Source organism: Verrucomicrobiales bacterium (assembly GCA_016793885.1).
Classification (GTDB): Bacteria; Verrucomicrobiota; Verrucomicrobiia; order Limisphaerales; family UBA11320; genus UBA11320.
This window is the reverse complement of the sequence record JAEUHE010000231.1, coordinates 54,401-70,525: the sequence shown is the minus strand read 5'-3', so window position 1 is coordinate 70,525 and position 16,125 is coordinate 54,401. Positions and strand designations below refer to the sequence as shown.

Genomic DNA, 16,125 nt, shown 5'->3' with positions numbered 1-16,125 from the left:
TTACGATGATGAGTTGTATCTAAAACAGCTCGAACAACGCAAAGCTCCCATCGCAAAACGCGCTCGCCAGATCGCTCAAGAAATGGCGGCCTAACCTAAAAAATACCTTGATTGGTTCACCTCAGCTGTTGGCTAATCTCTGTGAACCCTGCGGGTTCTCGATTCCCGAGCACTCAGTGAGAAACTCCTGTCGTGGCCAACTGGTCTAGTGTGCATCTTTGGAGGTCAAGATGAGAGAGGGTTTCCTCGATGCATATCTTCACGGACGTCTCGAAGCGTCTTGGACTGCTGTAGACGCCTACAGATTTCGGTGCCCCGGAGGGGGATCGCGACTCCGCCGTGGGGAGGAAAGCGGCAGAGGTCTGCACGACGAGTGAACTCTAAGCTTGGTCGGATCGATTCTCGATCAACTCCAAATAGGCACACACCGTTGCGACGCGTCTGGGAGAATTCCTGGCTCGCGACCGCTTTCCAAGTAACTACAACCCCTTTCATCGATTGAGACTGGAAACAAAAAAGCGGCCGGGCGTTGTTGGCCCGGCCGCTTTGATGAGGAAACCGATTGAACCCGCTCGATGTGCTACTGCCGGGATCGGTAGAACTTGCTCGGTCCAGTCGTGGGAACCGTGATCTGGCCAGCGCCAGCCACAGCGGACCAAACCGGATTGGTCAAGGAGGACGTTTCCTCCAGCGTTCCGGTGAAGGTGATCGTCACCGTGTTGACGCCCGATGCGATACTCACCGTCGGAGCCGTCGGGGGCGTGGTCCACGTATAGTATGCCGGAACCGCTTCCACCTTGTCAGGCTCGTTGATCAACGTGCGCGTGCCGTCGGTGTTCAACATATACCACTCCAGGTTGGCGCTGCCCTCGCTCTGATAGTACATCAGCCGGAACGGGTAGATACCCGCCTTGGGGACGTAGAATTGGAAGGGCGTGTTGGCCAGACCCCGCGTTCCCACGGGGGCCAGGGCATCGAAGAAGCCCAACGTGACGCTCGATGCGGGATCCTTGGGGTCAAGCCCTGCTCGCACCAGGTAGCCATCGGTGCTGTTGGGGAATCCGGTCCAATCCGTGTTGACCGCCATGGTGTAAATGCCCGGAGCGGTAAACTCCAAGGCCGCCAGAATCTCTTCCGCAAAGTCCACCACTGTGCCCAGTGCTCCAGGGATGCCCGGGAACGGAATGTTGGGATAGTCAGGACTATTGAAGTAACCATTGGCACCGGTGCCGGTGTCGAAGTTGATGAAGCTCGGCCAGATAAAGAACCCTTCGGCATCAACACCACCTGCATCGTCGGCATTGGCAATGTTGGGCCCGTTTTCTCCAGTCAGGATCGCTTCATTGTAGGCGATGGTTCCTTCTTTAGTGCCGCCCTCGATCTGGAAGGTGCGGATCCGGAATCCGCGCGCGTTCTTGTCTACGGCGCTGTCCGGCAGGGCGTCCGATGCGGAGAGACTCGCGTAGGAAGCCACCACGAAGTCCGCGCTCTTGCTGAACGAGGTGGACTTGGTGTCCTTGACGGCGAGGTTCACGGTATGGCTGGACCCGGAGGCGAGAGGCAAGCCGGGAACCGTGTAGGCGATGGTGGTGGTCGCCCCGCTCTTCGTTACGGACGTCGGGACCACCGGGGCACCGTCGAGGGTCAGAAGGATCGTGGCTGGATCCAAGACGCTTCCCGCCGCATCGGTGACTCCCAAGCTAAACCCGAGGGGAGAGACGCTAGGGCGGGCGATGGTCAGTCCGCCATCTCCGGCCAGAGGAATGGATCGATAGTCCAACTGCTCCACTCCCAGCATCCCACTCGAGACCTTCAAACGGTCCACGGAGCCGATATACTGCAGCGCGCCGTTCCACTCAGCACCAATGCTGAAGATCTTCTGCGTGCGGGTGAAGTTAACCCCGCTGGTGTAGGGACGGGTATCTCCCAGAACGCCGTCGACATAGAATCGCAGTTCGACTCCGGGCTGATGAACCACCGCGATATGATGCCAGGCGCCATCATCGGGAATGGCTGCCGATGAGGACACGTCGGCAATGCCAAGTGTGGTAACGAAGACCGTCCGGTTGTTGTTCACCGAGAAGGAGACCGCACCGCCCGGGCCATTGGCGTAATAGAACACCTGTCGGCCGGCCGGGTTGCCGTTGAACTTGACCCAAGCCTGCAAGGTGAAGGACGGGTTGGTCGGATCCAGGGCCAGGCGGGTATCAGGATCGTTGACGACAAAGTACTGCCCGGGTTCGAAGTGTACCGCGGAGTCGCCCACCAGACCGGAAGGCGCTTCGCTTTCGAAGGTCGGCGGATTCGCTGGAACCGCGGGCGAACCCGCGAGGCTATTGATACTGTCGGTCACCGTGGTGCCAGAACCTTCATCAAATCCGAAGTCGATCAGTTTCGAAGGCGGGACGGCCTGGAAGTCCAGCTCATCGGGAGCCAGGATCCCGCTCGACACCTTCAAACGGTCCACGGAGCCGATGTATTGCAGCGCCCCGTTCCACTCGGCACCGATGCTGAAGATTTTTTGGGTCCGGGTGAAATTGACTCCGCTGGTGTACGGCACGGTGTCACCCAGGACACCGTCCACGTAGAATCGAAGTTCGACTCCCGGTTGGTGGACCACCGCGATATGATGCCAGGCGCCATCGTCGGGGATGGCGGCCGCCGACGAGACATCCGCGATACCCAGCGTGGTCACGAACACCGTCCGGTTATTGTTCACGGAGAAGGAGACCGCACCGCCCGGGCCGTTGGCGTAATAGAATACCTGACGGCCGGCGGGATTTCCCGCGAAGTTCACCCAAGCTTGCAGCGTGAAGGAGGGATCTGCCGGATCAAGTGCCAGTCGAGTATCAGGATCATTCACGATGAAATATTGTCCCGCTTCGAAGTGAACCGCTGAATCGCCGGGCTTCGCGGAAGGGGTAGCCGTCTCGAAGGTGGGAGGGTTCGCTGGCACCGCCGGGGAGCCTGACAGACTGTTGATCGTGTCGGTCACTGTCGTTCCGGTTCCTTCGTTGAACCCGAAATCGATCAGTTGGCTCGCTCGTTTTAGAGGCGTGATAGACGTGGATTCGGTGTCGAACGCCACCACATCCTGAATCCTCGCTTTGAAGTTTGGAAATTCCGGATCGTTGTTGTTGTCGATCTCGAGAAGATCTCCGCCATCCGATGTGGCGAGGACGAAGATGGGCAGTTGAACCGAGGATCCGTTCCAGATCAGCGGGCCGACGGAAACATTGGCGGAGACTCCGTTCACCCAGGGAAGGGGCGTTGCCAGCGTGGCGACTGGAGCGCCGTCGAGCAGGAGTGTCTCGATGGATTGGATGTTGAAGTTTTTCGCGGAGCTGAGGTCGGCGTCCGTGCCGTCGGTCGTCAGGGTTCCGGAAATGGTCTGGCCTTGTCCCGTGGTGCTGAATTTCCAGAGCACAGCCGCCGTGATCTGGTGAGCTGGGAGTAGGAGTGTCAAGAGTAGGATGAGCCACTGAGGTCGTTTTTTCATAGGGTATAGGAGGATTACAAACAGATAAACGCACGTCTGAATTCTGAGTGCTGTTGGCACTAGATTCCCTGAGCTGGAGAGTGTCAATAGCTTTTCCTCAATTTGGTTTCATGAGTTGGATGAGTGCGATGAGTTTCGCGGCCTATCGATCCAGGAGCGTGACACTCGATTTCTTTTGAGATAACCTGAAGTCATGATCGGGAATCTACGTGCGTATTCTGTTTCCACCTGGGTTGTTGTTGCCTCCCTTTTGGGTGGCTGGTCGTCATGGGCCGGGCGGATTGTCGTGTCCAATGATGAGTTTCCCCTCTCGAATGCCGGGTTCATCGAGCCGAACGATGCACAGCGATTCGCTCTCAATCTCGCCACTTGGTTTGTCGATTCCCGTGCCGGGCGGTTTCTAGTCATTTCGAGCGACCAAGGGTTGGTGGGGGACCGACTGGCAGCGACGATGACCGGGGCAGGGCACCTCTGGACGGTCACCAATCAAGCTCCCACCGACCTGGAGGCTATGAAGCCCTATGACGCGATCTTCGTGTGCAACACGGCCGTCCCCCCTTTGCTGCTCATCGACTACGTCAACGGAGGCGGAAATGTGTGTGTCGTGGGGCTGGGGTTGCCCGCCGATGGCACCTTGTGGAACCCGTTCCTTCGGCGGTTCGGACTGGAATTCTCGACCATCCGCACCGAAGGGCCAGTCGATCTGTCGGTTTCGAGCGCGCATCCGCTGTTCGCCGGGGTGGACCACCTGCGTCAGTTCATCGGTAGCTCGATCCGCGATTTGGATCCGGGTGATACTTCTAGCGAGGTCATCTTGAGCTCGTCTGGACTGGGACTCTTTGCCGTGGCCGATTCCCGCACGTATCGAGATTTCGAGATTCCCTCCGTAAGGGTTTCTGAAGTGGAGATTTCCTGGCGGGGGAAGCCTGATACCTCCTATCGCATCGAGTACAGGTCGACGCTCACCGACAACCTCTGGGTGCAGTTGGACCCCAACTACTGCGTCACCGGAGATGGCTCGATCTTGCGATACCTTGATCGGGTTTCCATACAGGAGCCTCGACGGTATTATCGTGTGGTGGTGGCTGACTGCTCGGGCGAGGTTCTCCAGGGGCGCATAGTCAATTGACGGGCTGATTGGATGCGCAAGAAAGGTGGTGAAGGCACAACGGACGAGAGCCATATCAAGTGTGGCAGCCCTCTCTAAGCATTACCCAGAAGAAGTGTTAGAATCTCACAGGGATTCCGCCTGTAAGCCCAGGGTTGGTGCCACGCAGGAGCGCCTACCCTGGGTAAGTCGTCGTTTTCTGACCCGAGTGAACTACAAGCCTCCTCGGGCCGCTTCGCTGTCAACCCCATCGTGGGTTGCGGTTCCTTTGGGTTTTTGAGTGATCCAGCGCAACCCGCGATGGGGTTGGGAATTCTCTGGCGTTTCCCCAGGGTAGCTCGTTACTCGCAACCCTGGGCTTTGAGGCGCTATCCCGTTGGGATAGGGACCAAAGAGCCCCGAACTTGTGGGTAATGCTTAGAGCCCTCTGCCGCTTTTGTCCCCTCGACGGAGTCGGGATTCCCGGATCCTCACCCACTTTTAACCCGAACTTTGTCGGTTGCGGACGAGCTTTGTCTTGTGAACTCTCTGATTCCGGCCGATGATCATGATTGAATGACGTTGTACTCAAGGTTCGTGGCCCTCGTTTGCCTTTTGGTGGCCTTCGGTTGGAACTGCCGCGCCGCAGATCTGCTCATCGATGCCGTGGAATTGAAGTCGGATGCTCGAGTCGAGATTCGCTTCACCCCATCACCCTCCTCTTACTACCGGCTGTTCCGGGGCAGGGAGTTGCGTTCAATCCGAGACCTGGTGCAGGTTTCCTTGACCAGTCCCATGGTCACGGTTGCCACGGAAGACCAAGGCTTTTTCCAGTTGGAACAGATTTCGCGCGCCGCGGGCTTGGATTCCGATGCGGATGGACTGCCGGATCTTTATGAATTGGGGCGGCCCTCGTTTCAGCCGCTGAATCCTGCTGACGCCCGGTTGGACTTCGATCGGGATGGCATTCCCAACGTTGAGGAGTTCCAGAACGGGACAGATCCGGAAGTGGGCGAGCTGCGGCCCACCACGGTGACGGCCTCTCCGGCTCAAGGGGATGATGGGGTTTCCGTGCATCGGGAGACCGTGCTGTCATTTTCTCGCCCGCTGTCGGTGGGAGCCACCTTGGACAACGCGACGTTGCGGGCTGACTCCCTTGGTCGCGCCATCTTGGTTCGACGTGCTATCTCTCCCGACCGACGACGGGCCACACTGTTCTACCTGGAGCCGCTTCCCTCTGGAAGCCGGGTGCGGGTGACTCTGGATGGGGCGCGGCTTCTGGATGATCGTGGGATTGCGGTCGACGGGGATGCGGATGGTCAGGCGGGAGGGGTGATGGTTGTTGAGTTTGACACCGCGCCCAGCTCGGCGGTTCCAGAGACCGCGGTGATCGGGCGCGTCTTCGCCTCCGAGTTGCGGCCGGGCACCGACACAGGGATCAACGCTGTGAACCGCCCGCTCGCTGGTGTGATCGTCACCGTGGATGGGCAGGAAGAGTCGCTCCGGACGGTCACCGACGCCGACGGCAACTTCACCTTGAAGCCTTCGCCGGCGGGAAGGTTTTTTGTGAAAGTTGATGGCCGCACTGCCGTCGGCAGCGACTGGCCCAGCGGCAATTATTATCCGATTGTGGGCAAAGCGTGGGAAGCGGTGGCAGGCCGATTGGACAATCTGGCTGGGGGGAATGGTCAGATCTTCCTGCCGCGTATCGCGGCCGGGACCCTCCAAGTCGTTAAGACATCTGGCAACACGGTGGTGAGCTTTCCCGACGACGTGCTGCGGGCGAATCCGGCGCTAGCCGGAGTCAGTCTGTTGATCCCTCCCGGTTCCTTGTCGGACGATGCGGGCCTCCGAGGTGGCAGGATTGGCATCGCCCCGGTTCCACCGGACCGGCTTCCAGAACCGTTGCCGGACGATTTGCAATTTCCCCTGGTCATCACGGTTCAGAGCGATGGCCCCCAGAACCTGTCCATTCCAGCTCCGATTTGTTTTCCGAACCTTCCCGATCCTGAAACGGGCCTGGTGGCAGTGGGCGGGAGCAAGTCGGCATTGTGGAGTTTTGACCACGACAAAGGCTATTGGGAGATCGTGGGATCCATGACGGTTTCGCCGGACGGCTCCCGTGTGTGCACCGACCCGGGAGTCGGCATCCAGCAGCCGGGCTGGCATGGAGTCCAACCGGGCGCTTCGGGCAGCGGTGGGGAGGTCGAGAAGGAAGAGGAGCAATGCTCTGTACTGATTGTGGGCCCGATTGGCGGCACCACCAATGTGGTGTACTCCTTTGGGACAAGTATCAGCGGGGGCGGCAGTTGGTCCTGGAGTGCTCCGGGGGGCGAGCCGTCGGCTGGTTCTGGCCCTGAGTTCTCCACTCGGTATGCCCAGCTCGGCGACTATCAGATCACCGTGGCTTATACCTCTCCTGATGGTGAGCAGGAGTGCTCCGATGTGCACACCGTGCGGATTACGCCCGACGAGTGCCGGGTCTCCATTGGCGGATTTGTCCGCGCGGTGGCGGGTGTGCGAGAGACCTATCAAGCCACGGTGCATCCAGAAGTTGGAACCTACCGATGGAGCGTGGACTCGGGTGGATCCTTGTTCGGGCAGGGCGATGGTCCAACGGTGGATGTGGCCTGGCGAACTGGGGGGCGGCATGTGTTGAAGCTTGTCTACACCACCAAACCACCTTCGGGTGCCCCGCAGACTTGCGAGGATGAGGTAAGTGTTTTCGTGGACGAAACTCTCGAACTTCTGGACCATCGGGACCTTCCGCTTTCCGACGCGGAGCCTCCTTTCGTTGGCTCGACGATCACGGTTCACGGAAATCTCTCCAGCTCACTCGGCCGGTATGAGTGGAGCGGCAGCGAGGGCGTGAATATCCTCAACCCCGCTTCATCGCACACTCAGATTTCCTTTAGTTCTCCGGGAATGAAGGTCATTCAGGCCACGTTCACACCGTTTGAGGAGTCCGGAAAATCCCAAACCCGCCTCGTGACCCTGCGCGTGCGAGATACCTGCACGGTGGTCCTCACACCTCTGCGCAGCGTTGCCGCGGTAGGTGACCCCGTCACCGTGACCGTCACGACCGCCCCGGACTCGGGTGGTACGGTCAGCTGGGAGGCGGTGGGTGCCACGCCAGCCACCGGGACCGGTCGCTCCTTCACGACGCGGTATGCCAAGGAGGGAATCTATCAGGTGACGGCGACCTACGAGACGGCCCAAGGCGAGCGGTGCAGCGTCCTGGGCAGTGTGCAAGTTGGTGCCATCGATTGCCGTTTGACCTTGAGCGGTCCCTCGGTCCTGGAGCCTGGAGAGGTGGGAGACTTCAGTGTCCTGGGAAACGGCACGAGCGGGTTTTATGCGGCGAAGGTGGCCACCACCGGGGAAAGCCTCGGTTTCGGCCAGCCTGGAGACGGGGTGCCGTTCGAGTTCGGAGTGGGATTCAACTCTCCTGGAACCTACACCGTTGAGGTTGTTTATCTGGGCACGTTCGCGTTGCTCACCCCCGGTGAGTGCACCTTGACCCACACTGTCACGGTTTCAGGCCCGACTCCACCCGTGCCCAGTCTTGCGGATGTCTCAGGCGCGGGGAGTCCAGCGGTTCGTCCGGTCAAGGGGAGGAACTATTACGCGCGGGTCAACCTGAAGACCGGCTCCATCCGGCGCGGGCTGACGGCCGCGAATGGCGTGGCCCACCCTCGGCCCGTGCGCGTGGCCTCACTTACCCGCTTCCGGGAGTATTTGCTCAACGAGCGAACGCTGAAGGTGGCGATCGAAACCTTTGAATCTCCGGCGGACGGTGTCCCGTTTGGGTTTCCGCGATTCCTCCTTCAACCAGACCTCAGCCCTGATGGCGACCGCGACGGCCTCAGCGACTTGGCGGAGTTCATAGTGGGAACGGATCCGACTCGATCCGACACCGATGGTGATGGAGTGAACGACGGGACCGAGGTGCGATCGGGAACCCAACCTTTGGGTGAAGATCCCGGTGAGCCCGGCGCACTGGGGGGCGCGGCGACCTCGGGTTATGCCTGGGATGTTTGTGTGGAAGGGGACCGAGCTCTTCTCGCGGCCGGCGCAGCCGGTCTGGAAGTGTTTAACGTCTTCGAAACAATGCCGCCAGTCCGCATCGCGCAACTGAAGCTGGGCGGTGAAGCCACCGCGGTTGCTTGCCTGGGCCGGAATGCCATCGTGGCCGTCCGTGGCGCCGGCTTGGCCATGGTGGATCTGGAAGGCCCCTCCGCCCCATCACTTCGAGCCCTGACTCCGACCGGTGCTGAGGTTTCCGGAGTTGCCATGAGCGGAGGCTTGGCGGCTGCAGCTCTGGAGGATGGTTCGCTTCTGTTGCTGGATTCAGCCACGGGCACCGTCATTCAGAAGCTTGAGCTGGGGTATCCTCTGGACGACGTTTTGGTCTCGGGTAGGTATGTGTATGTGCTCGGCAGATCCGGAGAGGACGCCTTGGTCTCCGCGGTCGAGGTTCGTGATGGATTCGCTTTTGTCTCGGGCAGCGCTTCTTCCAAAGGAAGCCGTGGTGCTGGGGGGAGACGCTTGCGGTTGGTCTCGGGCTCGGACCGGCTCTTGGTCATCCATACCGCGGGATTTAGTATCATCGATTTGACCAATCCTGGGCAGCCTTCGGTTGAGGCGCAGGTTCTGACAGGCCAGTTCGGCTGGCGACACGCAGCGATGTTGGGCGAGAACCTGTTCGCGGCTGCTGATCCGGTGAGCACCGACGACGGAGCGCACGACGTTCAGATCTACCGTTTTGAGCCCGGGGGTACGACTGTTTCCTTCGATCAGCAGATTCCGACTCCTGGAAGTGCGGAGGCGGTCGCCATCCGCCAGGGGCTTGGTTACGTGGCGGACGGTGCGTCCGGGCTACAAGTGGTACGTTTTCAGGACGCAGACCGGGCTGGTCGGCCTCCTCTGGTGAGCTGGGCAAGTCCGCCGGTAGAATCTCGCGTGGAGGAAGCAAAGATGTTCGTTCAAGCGGTGCTCGCCACCGACGATGTGGGTGTTTCGCGCGTGGAATTTCTCCTGGATGGAACTCTCGTAGCCACGGATGCCTCACCGCCCTTTGAGCTAAAGTTGCTCACTCCGCGCCGCGCGTTGGGCCGGGAGATCATCCGGCTTCGTGCCCGCGCGATCGACACGGGCGGGAACGTGACTGTCAGCGACGAACTGGCTCTCGAATTGACGGCCGATGCTTCCGCGCCTGTCGCCATGTCGCTCACTCCGCCTCCTGGGGTTGAGGTTGCCAATGAGGCGGTGCGTTCCATTCAAGTGGTGTTCAATGAGCCTATCGAGGCCTCGTCACTCCCTGCTGGCTCGCTCCGTCTGTTCTTTGCGGGAAGCGATGCTACGCTGGGAACAGCGGATGACGTGGACCTTCCTGGCGAAGTGACCTACAGCGCCGCCACGTCGACATTGATTCTCTCGCTGACCTCGCCGGTTGCCCAGGGGCGCTTTCGCGCGGTCCTGTTGGAGGGACTTGGAGATCGGGTCGGGAATCGGCTGACCTCGCCCGTTTCCTGGGATTTTACCGTGGTGGGTCCGCGGGTCGTGCAACGGTTGCCGGCACCTGGAGGCAACTCCGGCGGAACTCGGGTGGAGATTCGCTTCAGCAGCTTCTTGGATCCTGCCTCGGTGGGGGCTGCGCCAGTGGTAACCTCGGCCGGCCCGGATGAACAACTCGGCACCGGGGATGATGTGCTGATGGGAGGCTCGGTGAACTATCTTCCCGGCACCGCCGAACTTGCTCGGCATTTCGCCGCTCCGTTGCCCTCCGGCAACTATCGTGTCCTGCTGCCCCAAACCCTTGCCAGTGCGGCCCAGGTGGCGATGGCTGCGCCGGTGACCTGGGACTTTAAGGTAAGCTCGGTGACCTTCGGCACGAACGCCATCTCGCTTTCCGGTGTCCTGGCGGGTGAGTTCGCCACGGATGAGCATCGGGTGACCGTCCAGGCGGGGGGCGCGTTTGTGATTCAAAATCCGAATCAGTTGCGCGTGGTGCTCACCCGTCTAGACGGGAGCATTTTGGCCGATGAGAACCGGTCTTTGCTCAAAATTTCCGATTTGGTTCCGGGGGCCTACCTGATTCAGGTTCATCGCGGGGCAGGGGGAGGTAGCCTGAACTACACGCTGGGGCTGAACCGCTTCAGCCAACGGGTCGTGGAACAGGTTTTGGTGGGCGAGAGCCCGCAAAGTATCACCGGACGAACCAAGTTGGACGCGGGGGATGAAGACGTCTACCTGCTCTCGATGACGGCAGGTCAAAACTATTTCGTGCAGCTGTTGGCCAGCGGTTTTCCTTGTCCGGTTCGGTGGAGCGTGTTCGAGCCGGGAGGTGTGCCCCTGGTGTTCCTCCAGGCAGGTTGCGGTCAATCCGCCGTGGTGAGGAGTCCGACCGGTGGCGTGATGCGGGTGGTCGTCGAGGGACTCCGTGCCGGTCGGGCCGACCTGCGAGTCACGCGATCTCAGCAGCGCAGTTTTCAAATCGACCTCACCGGTGTTGATCTTTACTCCAGTAGTTCGGATCCGCAGTTCTCCGGTTCCAAGTCGACCCTTAATCCGGGGGATAGCGCCCTGGTGGCGATCACAGCTGCGGCCGGCGAGGAATATCACTTCAGCGATCCCTCGGGATCCTTTGAGTGCATGTCCGTCCGGTTCACGGGGCCGACCGGTGAGATCCTGACCGACGAGGAGTGCGACGGGCCCCGCACGCTGACCTTTGGGGCTGGAGGTGTGCACCAACTCCGGATCGTCAACACGTTGAGTGGTGCCCGGTCGATGAGGCTTTTGCTCGCGCGCCATGTCCGACGCATGTTGCCGGAGTTGAATCTGGCGGCGGGAGGGTTCGTTCGTCGTGAGGAGCGCCTGAACGGCCCCGGGAGCCAAGATAGCTATCCGGTGGTGCTGTCAGCTGATCAGGAAGTGATCTTCACGCCTGGAAGATTCAACCGTTGTCACAACTGGCAGTTGCTGAATGACCAGGGCGAGCGGGTCTTCGGGCCGGCGAGCATGTGTGGGCGGAGTGTGCGTTTTTCGCCTGCGTCCAGCGGGGTGTTTCAGCTCGTGATCACCGCTACTCCGGACTCGGCTGACTTCGGATCCGATTACGCGTTCGCCGCCGGGACCCCCGGGATCGTCACGACTCGGCACGATCTGCGGGTCGATCGGGCATTGGAGGCCTTTGACGAACTCCCGCTGCCCGGAGCCGGCCGCGTCTTTGAATTGGAATTCCTCGCGGAAGAGGTGGTTAAGTTCCAGATCGGGCTGGGTAGCGAGGGTTGCAGCGGTCTGGTCGCGGCGCGGGTCCTCGCTCCGGATGGCACGCTGCTTTTTTCGCTGAACGAAGGAGACTGCGGTGCCACGCGGTTCCTCAGGCTGGGCCGAGCCGGAATTTATCGAGTGGAGTTCCAGCTCTCGCCGGACGCTGAGCCGGAGCGGTATGGACTGCAGGTGGATCGTGCGCGTCAAGCCCCAGGCCGATGGGTCGCTCAGACCGACCTCAAGAATCCGCTGCAGGGACCCGGGACCGCGCTGCTGGCGGCAGAAGGCAGTTCTGATGTGTATGTGGCCGGGCCTTTTGCCGGTGGTGTCGGGGTGGCGCAGCGGAGCGGGGAGGGATGGGATATTCTCGGTCTTGCCTCGCGGCAGGATGCTGTTCCGGTTCGTGTTCTCGCGCTATTACGTCGAGGCGCTCACCTGTTTGCGGCAGGCAATTTTACTTCCATGGGAGGTGTTGCCGCTCCTGGCATCGCACGTTGGAATGGGTCGATCTGGGAGTCGCTTGGGACGGGTATCGAGGTCGTCGCCGCGGACTTTTCGAATCAGCTGCTGGAGGTGCGAGATCTCGCGTTCCTGGGGGACAATCTTTTTGCGGGCGGACTGTTCCGTGTCTCCGGCGGGGTGCCGACCTTTAATCTCAGTCGTTGGGATGGAACTCGATGGCACTCGCTGCCGGGACCTCTCGGCCTGCGGCAATTGGACGGGGTGGGCGGCCGACGCGACGACCTGGGGGAGTCAGCGGATTCGCTCGTGGTCTTGGGAGGTAAGGTCTATGTCGCGGGGGCCTATCAATTCCCAAGCTCCAACATTGGGGGCTGGGGGCTGGATGGTATGCTGGACAATACCTTCGGCGGCACTCTTCGATCCACGTTCGATCGCGGTCGCGTCCGGCTGGCCCGGGCCGACGGGGGGCTTTTATATGTGCAGGGTGAGATCGGCAGGGCGGGTGCAAACTTTGGAACCATCGACGTTCAGGATTTTGCGGTCTGGACGGGAACTGAATGGCGACGTGGGCCGACTTCCCTGCCGTCCTTCGGGGTCAGTGATATGGTGGTTCGGGGCGAGACTATCGTGGTTGGGGGAATGTTGTTCAACCTGTCGGATGACACTGCGACCGGCCGTCCGGAGAACTCCACTGTGACCCAAGGGATTGGCCTTTGGAACGGCACTGAGTGGAGCGCCCCAGGGATCGGTGTGGAGTCGGAGGCGGGTTCCTTCGAGGGGGCAGCGCGCGTGTCTGGCTCGGTGGCCCGTTTGCAGCTGCGAGGTCAGCAGCTCTACGTGACCGGCCAGTTCACCTTCGCCGGGGGTAATCCTGCGGCATTTTACGCGGTGTGGGAAAACGCTCCGTGAGGACTGCTCGGTTGCATCGAGGGTGCGAGTCTGCTAGGTGTCAGCCACATGCGATGCATCAGACCATGGCTTCATGTCGGGGGATATCGCGACACTTTAAACTACGGGCTGCTCAGTCACTTCAAGGTGGGTGCGATGTTGCAGTTGGCGGAGTCGGTTCCCCAAGTGGGCATCACCACCCGCTATCTCCCCTTTGACGACGGTATGCCCATTCCTCCCGAGGTGTTGCCCCGAGCTTTGGCGTTCATCAGAGAAGCGCGTAACTCTCACGCTAACTTGCTGATCGCCTGCGGGGCTGGGATCAGTCGCTCGGTCACGATCGCCATTGCCACACTCCGTGAAACGGAGGGGCTGGGTCTAGTGGAGGCGTATCGGGACATTCGGAGTCATCACCCAGAAGCCTTGCCGCATCCCGCTTTGTGGGACTCGCTCGGTGCGCACTATGGCGAACGCATCTCGTATCGCGAACTGCTTCGTGAACGATCCTGACCTCGCTCCGACGGCTGATGGATTGCGGACGACTACTGCGCGTCCTTCTTTACGAAACGCACTTTCTTGCCCTTGAGATTCACAAAGGAGAGCGAGTTGCCTGCGATCACTCCATACATGGCGGTGCTCTTGCCTGGCTCGAACTCGAAGTCCAGTTTCACGTGCGCGTTGTCACCGAGCATGGAGTACTTACCCTCGATCGTGACTCCCTTCTGCGACATCAGCGCTTGTCCGCTGGCAGAGAGTTCAAGCGTGGTGACGGTGGTATAGGCTTCCCAGATGCCAACCGGGGATGCAGGTGGCTTGGCTTCGGGACTGGAACATCCGACCGCTATGATGGTCAGGAGCGATAAGGCGAGGGATCCGACGAAAGAAGTGATGCGTTGCATATGATTTCCAAGCTCGCATGAGCGAGAGCAACATAATAGCAGGGCGCTGGGGTGCAAGCCTGTATCAAGGCCTTCTGGATCGCACTCCCCGTCAGCGGCATTTCGAGGTGTCTCATTCTACCCGGGCGTGCTATAAAGGGCTCATGACCGTCGCTCTCACTCCATGAAACCCATCGCTCTCACGACACTTCTGCTCTTGTGGCTGGATGTCTCTTTCGCGGTCGCCGTCGCGGCAGCGCCTCAGATCGTCTCCGAGCCCGCTAACCAAACCAACGTCATCGGCTCGACCGTGCGTTTTGCTGCTACCGTAGAGGGTGAGCCACCCTTGCAACTGCAGTGGCGGTCCTACCTCGGCAGCCTCTTTACCAACGTTCCTGGAGCGACGAGTTCCGCGCTGACTCTCACCAATATCCAACCCACGACGCGAAGGTTTGCCCTGGTTGCGTCGAATAGCGCAGGTTCGGTCACGAGCCGACTCGCTACTCTGACGGTGCTGCGTCCGCCGAGCTTCTCCATCGATCCGTCCTCCACGATCGCGGTGGAGGGCAGCGACTTCTTGTTGGGCCTCACGGTCGTCGGGACCGCCCCCATTCGTTACCAGTGGTTTCTCGATGGACAAGCGATCGCCGGACGAACGGGCCAGAGCTTGGCGGTTGCGAGGGCATCCAGGACCAACGAGGGAGACTATTTTGTAGTCGCTACCAACCCCTATGGCGCCGCGACCAGTCGCGTGGCCCGGGTCCGCATCACTCCGGCTCCGTCAGCACTCCAAGCGCGCGTGCTACCGGGGGATGGACGTGTTCCCTTGCCTTACCGGCTGTTCACGCCGAGTGTTCCACCGGCTGAAGGAGCTGGGCCGTATCCCCTGGTTCTCGCGCTGCATGGCGCCGGCGAGCGTGGGAGTGACAACATCGCCCAGCTCAGCGCATGGCCGCAGCCGATGGTTTTTATCGCGTACACGAATCAGGTGCGCTTCCCCCTGGTTTTTGTGGCTCCTCAATGCCCGGCCGGTAGGGACTGGCTCGAGACCGACATTCGGGGACAGTTGTTCGCTCTGATCGATGCCCTTATCTCGGCCTTTCCAGTCGACACGAACCGCATTTACGTCACCGGTCTATCCATGGGCGGGTTCGGCAGCTGGGAGCTTCCAAGAATTCGCTCCTCCTACTTTGCGGCCGCGGTGCCCATCGCAGGCGGCGGGACGCCGAGTCGGGCGGTCGACTTGAAGGATCTCCCGATCTGGAATTTTCACTCGGCGATCGATAGCATCGTTCCAGTCGACCTGTCTCGGCAAATGATCCGAGCTGTCCGCGCCGTCGGGGGACGGCCGGTTTACACCGAGTATGCCGAAGGTGGGCATGCCATTTGGGCGCAGGCTTGGGCCACGCCAGGCCTGGTGGAATGGACGCTGTCACAGCGTCGAGCCCTGCCGTCGCAGATCCCTCCTGATCTCCAGATCACAAATATCGTGAACAGCAGAGAGTTGGTGCCGACCTCCGCCACGAACGTCTTGCTGGCGGGAGTGGCCCGTGTGTTTGGTGAGCCGCTCACGAAGCTCACCTGGACGAACTTGCTCTCCAGACGGGGCGGCACCGGCATCGGCACAACAAACTGGGCTGTGGAGAGTCTGCCGCTCATGATGACCGGCACCAACACCGTTGTCGTCGTGGGCTCCACCTACAGTTTCGCCCCCGGCCTTGGCGGCACTACCACGGTGAATGACCTCGTCAGATGGATCTACCAGCCCCCCTTGCGCCTGACTGCAGTTACGATGCTAGGCAACCAGGTTAGAATCGAGTGGACCGGCGGCGTCGGACCCTTCGTGCTCCAGAGCACTCGAAACATCGATGTTCCGACGTGGGCCGATGTGGTTCCAGCAGCCACCTCGCCGTTGGAGATCTCAACCGAGGGCCCGCGCGCGTTCTTTAGGATAGTATCGAACTTGGAGGCAGGCGACGGTGAGCCCTCTCGATGAGGGCTCACCGGGCCTGTGCGCTCTAATTCTAGTGGACGGGGTA

The 16,125-nt window shown here is 60.7% G+C and carries 6 protein-coding genes; 4 read left to right on the top strand and 2 right to left on the bottom strand.

Annotation, left to right across the window (positions count from 1 at the left end; all coding sequences use genetic code 11):
* Window positions 1-580 precede the first annotated feature (580 nt).
* Window positions 581-3,499, bottom strand: a complete 2,919-nt coding sequence (locus JNN07_25245) for a LamG domain-containing protein (protein ID MBL9171063.1) — start codon at window positions 3,497-3,499, stop codon at window positions 581-583.
* A gap of 193 nt (window positions 3,500-3,692) precedes the next feature.
* Here JNN07_25245 and JNN07_25240 point away from each other — a divergent pair, with 193 nt between their 5' ends.
* The 3 genes from JNN07_25240 (at window position 3,693) to JNN07_25230 (ending at window position 13,718) form a co-directional block, all read left to right on the top strand.
* Window positions 3,693-4,628, top strand: coding sequence for a hypothetical protein (locus tag JNN07_25240; GenBank protein ID MBL9171062.1), 936 nt, complete (start codon window positions 3,693-3,695; stop codon window positions 4,626-4,628).
* A gap of 534 nt (window positions 4,629-5,162) precedes the next feature.
* Window positions 5,163-13,229 carry an Ig-like domain-containing protein gene (locus tag JNN07_25235; protein ID MBL9171061.1) on the top strand — a complete coding sequence of 2,689 codons (8,067 nt, stop codon included), beginning with the start codon at window positions 5,163-5,165 and terminating at the stop codon, window positions 13,227-13,229.
* Window positions 13,230-13,277: 48 nt separating this feature from the next.
* Window positions 13,278-13,718, top strand: a complete 441-nt coding sequence (locus tag JNN07_25230) for a dual specificity protein phosphatase family protein (GenBank protein ID MBL9171060.1) — start codon at window positions 13,278-13,280, stop codon at window positions 13,716-13,718.
* Window positions 13,719-13,750: 32 nt separating this feature from the next.
* Here the strand turns inward: JNN07_25230 and JNN07_25225 are convergent, their stop codons facing one another.
* Window positions 13,751-14,107, bottom strand: coding sequence for a hypothetical protein (locus JNN07_25225; protein MBL9171059.1), 357 nt, complete (start codon window positions 14,105-14,107; stop codon window positions 13,751-13,753).
* Between the two features lie 163 nt (window positions 14,108-14,270).
* On the opposite strand from JNN07_25225, the gene JNN07_25220 reads away from it, so the two are divergent.
* Entirely contained in the window at window positions 14,271-16,082 is a 1,812-nt protein-coding gene (locus tag JNN07_25220) for a hypothetical protein (protein ID MBL9171058.1), read from the top strand.
* Window positions 16,083-16,125 lie beyond the last annotated feature (43 nt).

Excerpts from the sequence above, each read along its gene's own strand:
- JNN07_25245 (MBL9171063.1), bottom strand. The coding sequence starts at position 3,499 with ATGAAAAAACGACCTCAGTGGCTCATCCTACTCTTGACACTCCTACTC.
- JNN07_25240 (MBL9171062.1), top strand. The coding sequence starts at position 3,693 with ATGATCGGGAATCTACGTGCGTATTCTGTTTCCACCTGGGTTGTTGTT.
- JNN07_25235 (MBL9171061.1), top strand. The coding sequence starts at position 5,163 with ATGACGTTGTACTCAAGGTTCGTGGCCCTCGTTTGCCTTTTGGTGGCC.
- JNN07_25230 (MBL9171060.1), top strand. The coding sequence starts at position 13,278 with ATGCGATGCATCAGACCATGGCTTCATGTCGGGGGATATCGCGACACT.
- JNN07_25225 (MBL9171059.1), bottom strand. The coding sequence starts at position 14,107 with ATGCAACGCATCACTTCTTTCGTCGGATCCCTCGCCTTATCGCTCCTG.
- JNN07_25220 (MBL9171058.1), top strand. The coding sequence starts at position 14,271 with ATGAAACCCATCGCTCTCACGACACTTCTGCTCTTGTGGCTGGATGTC.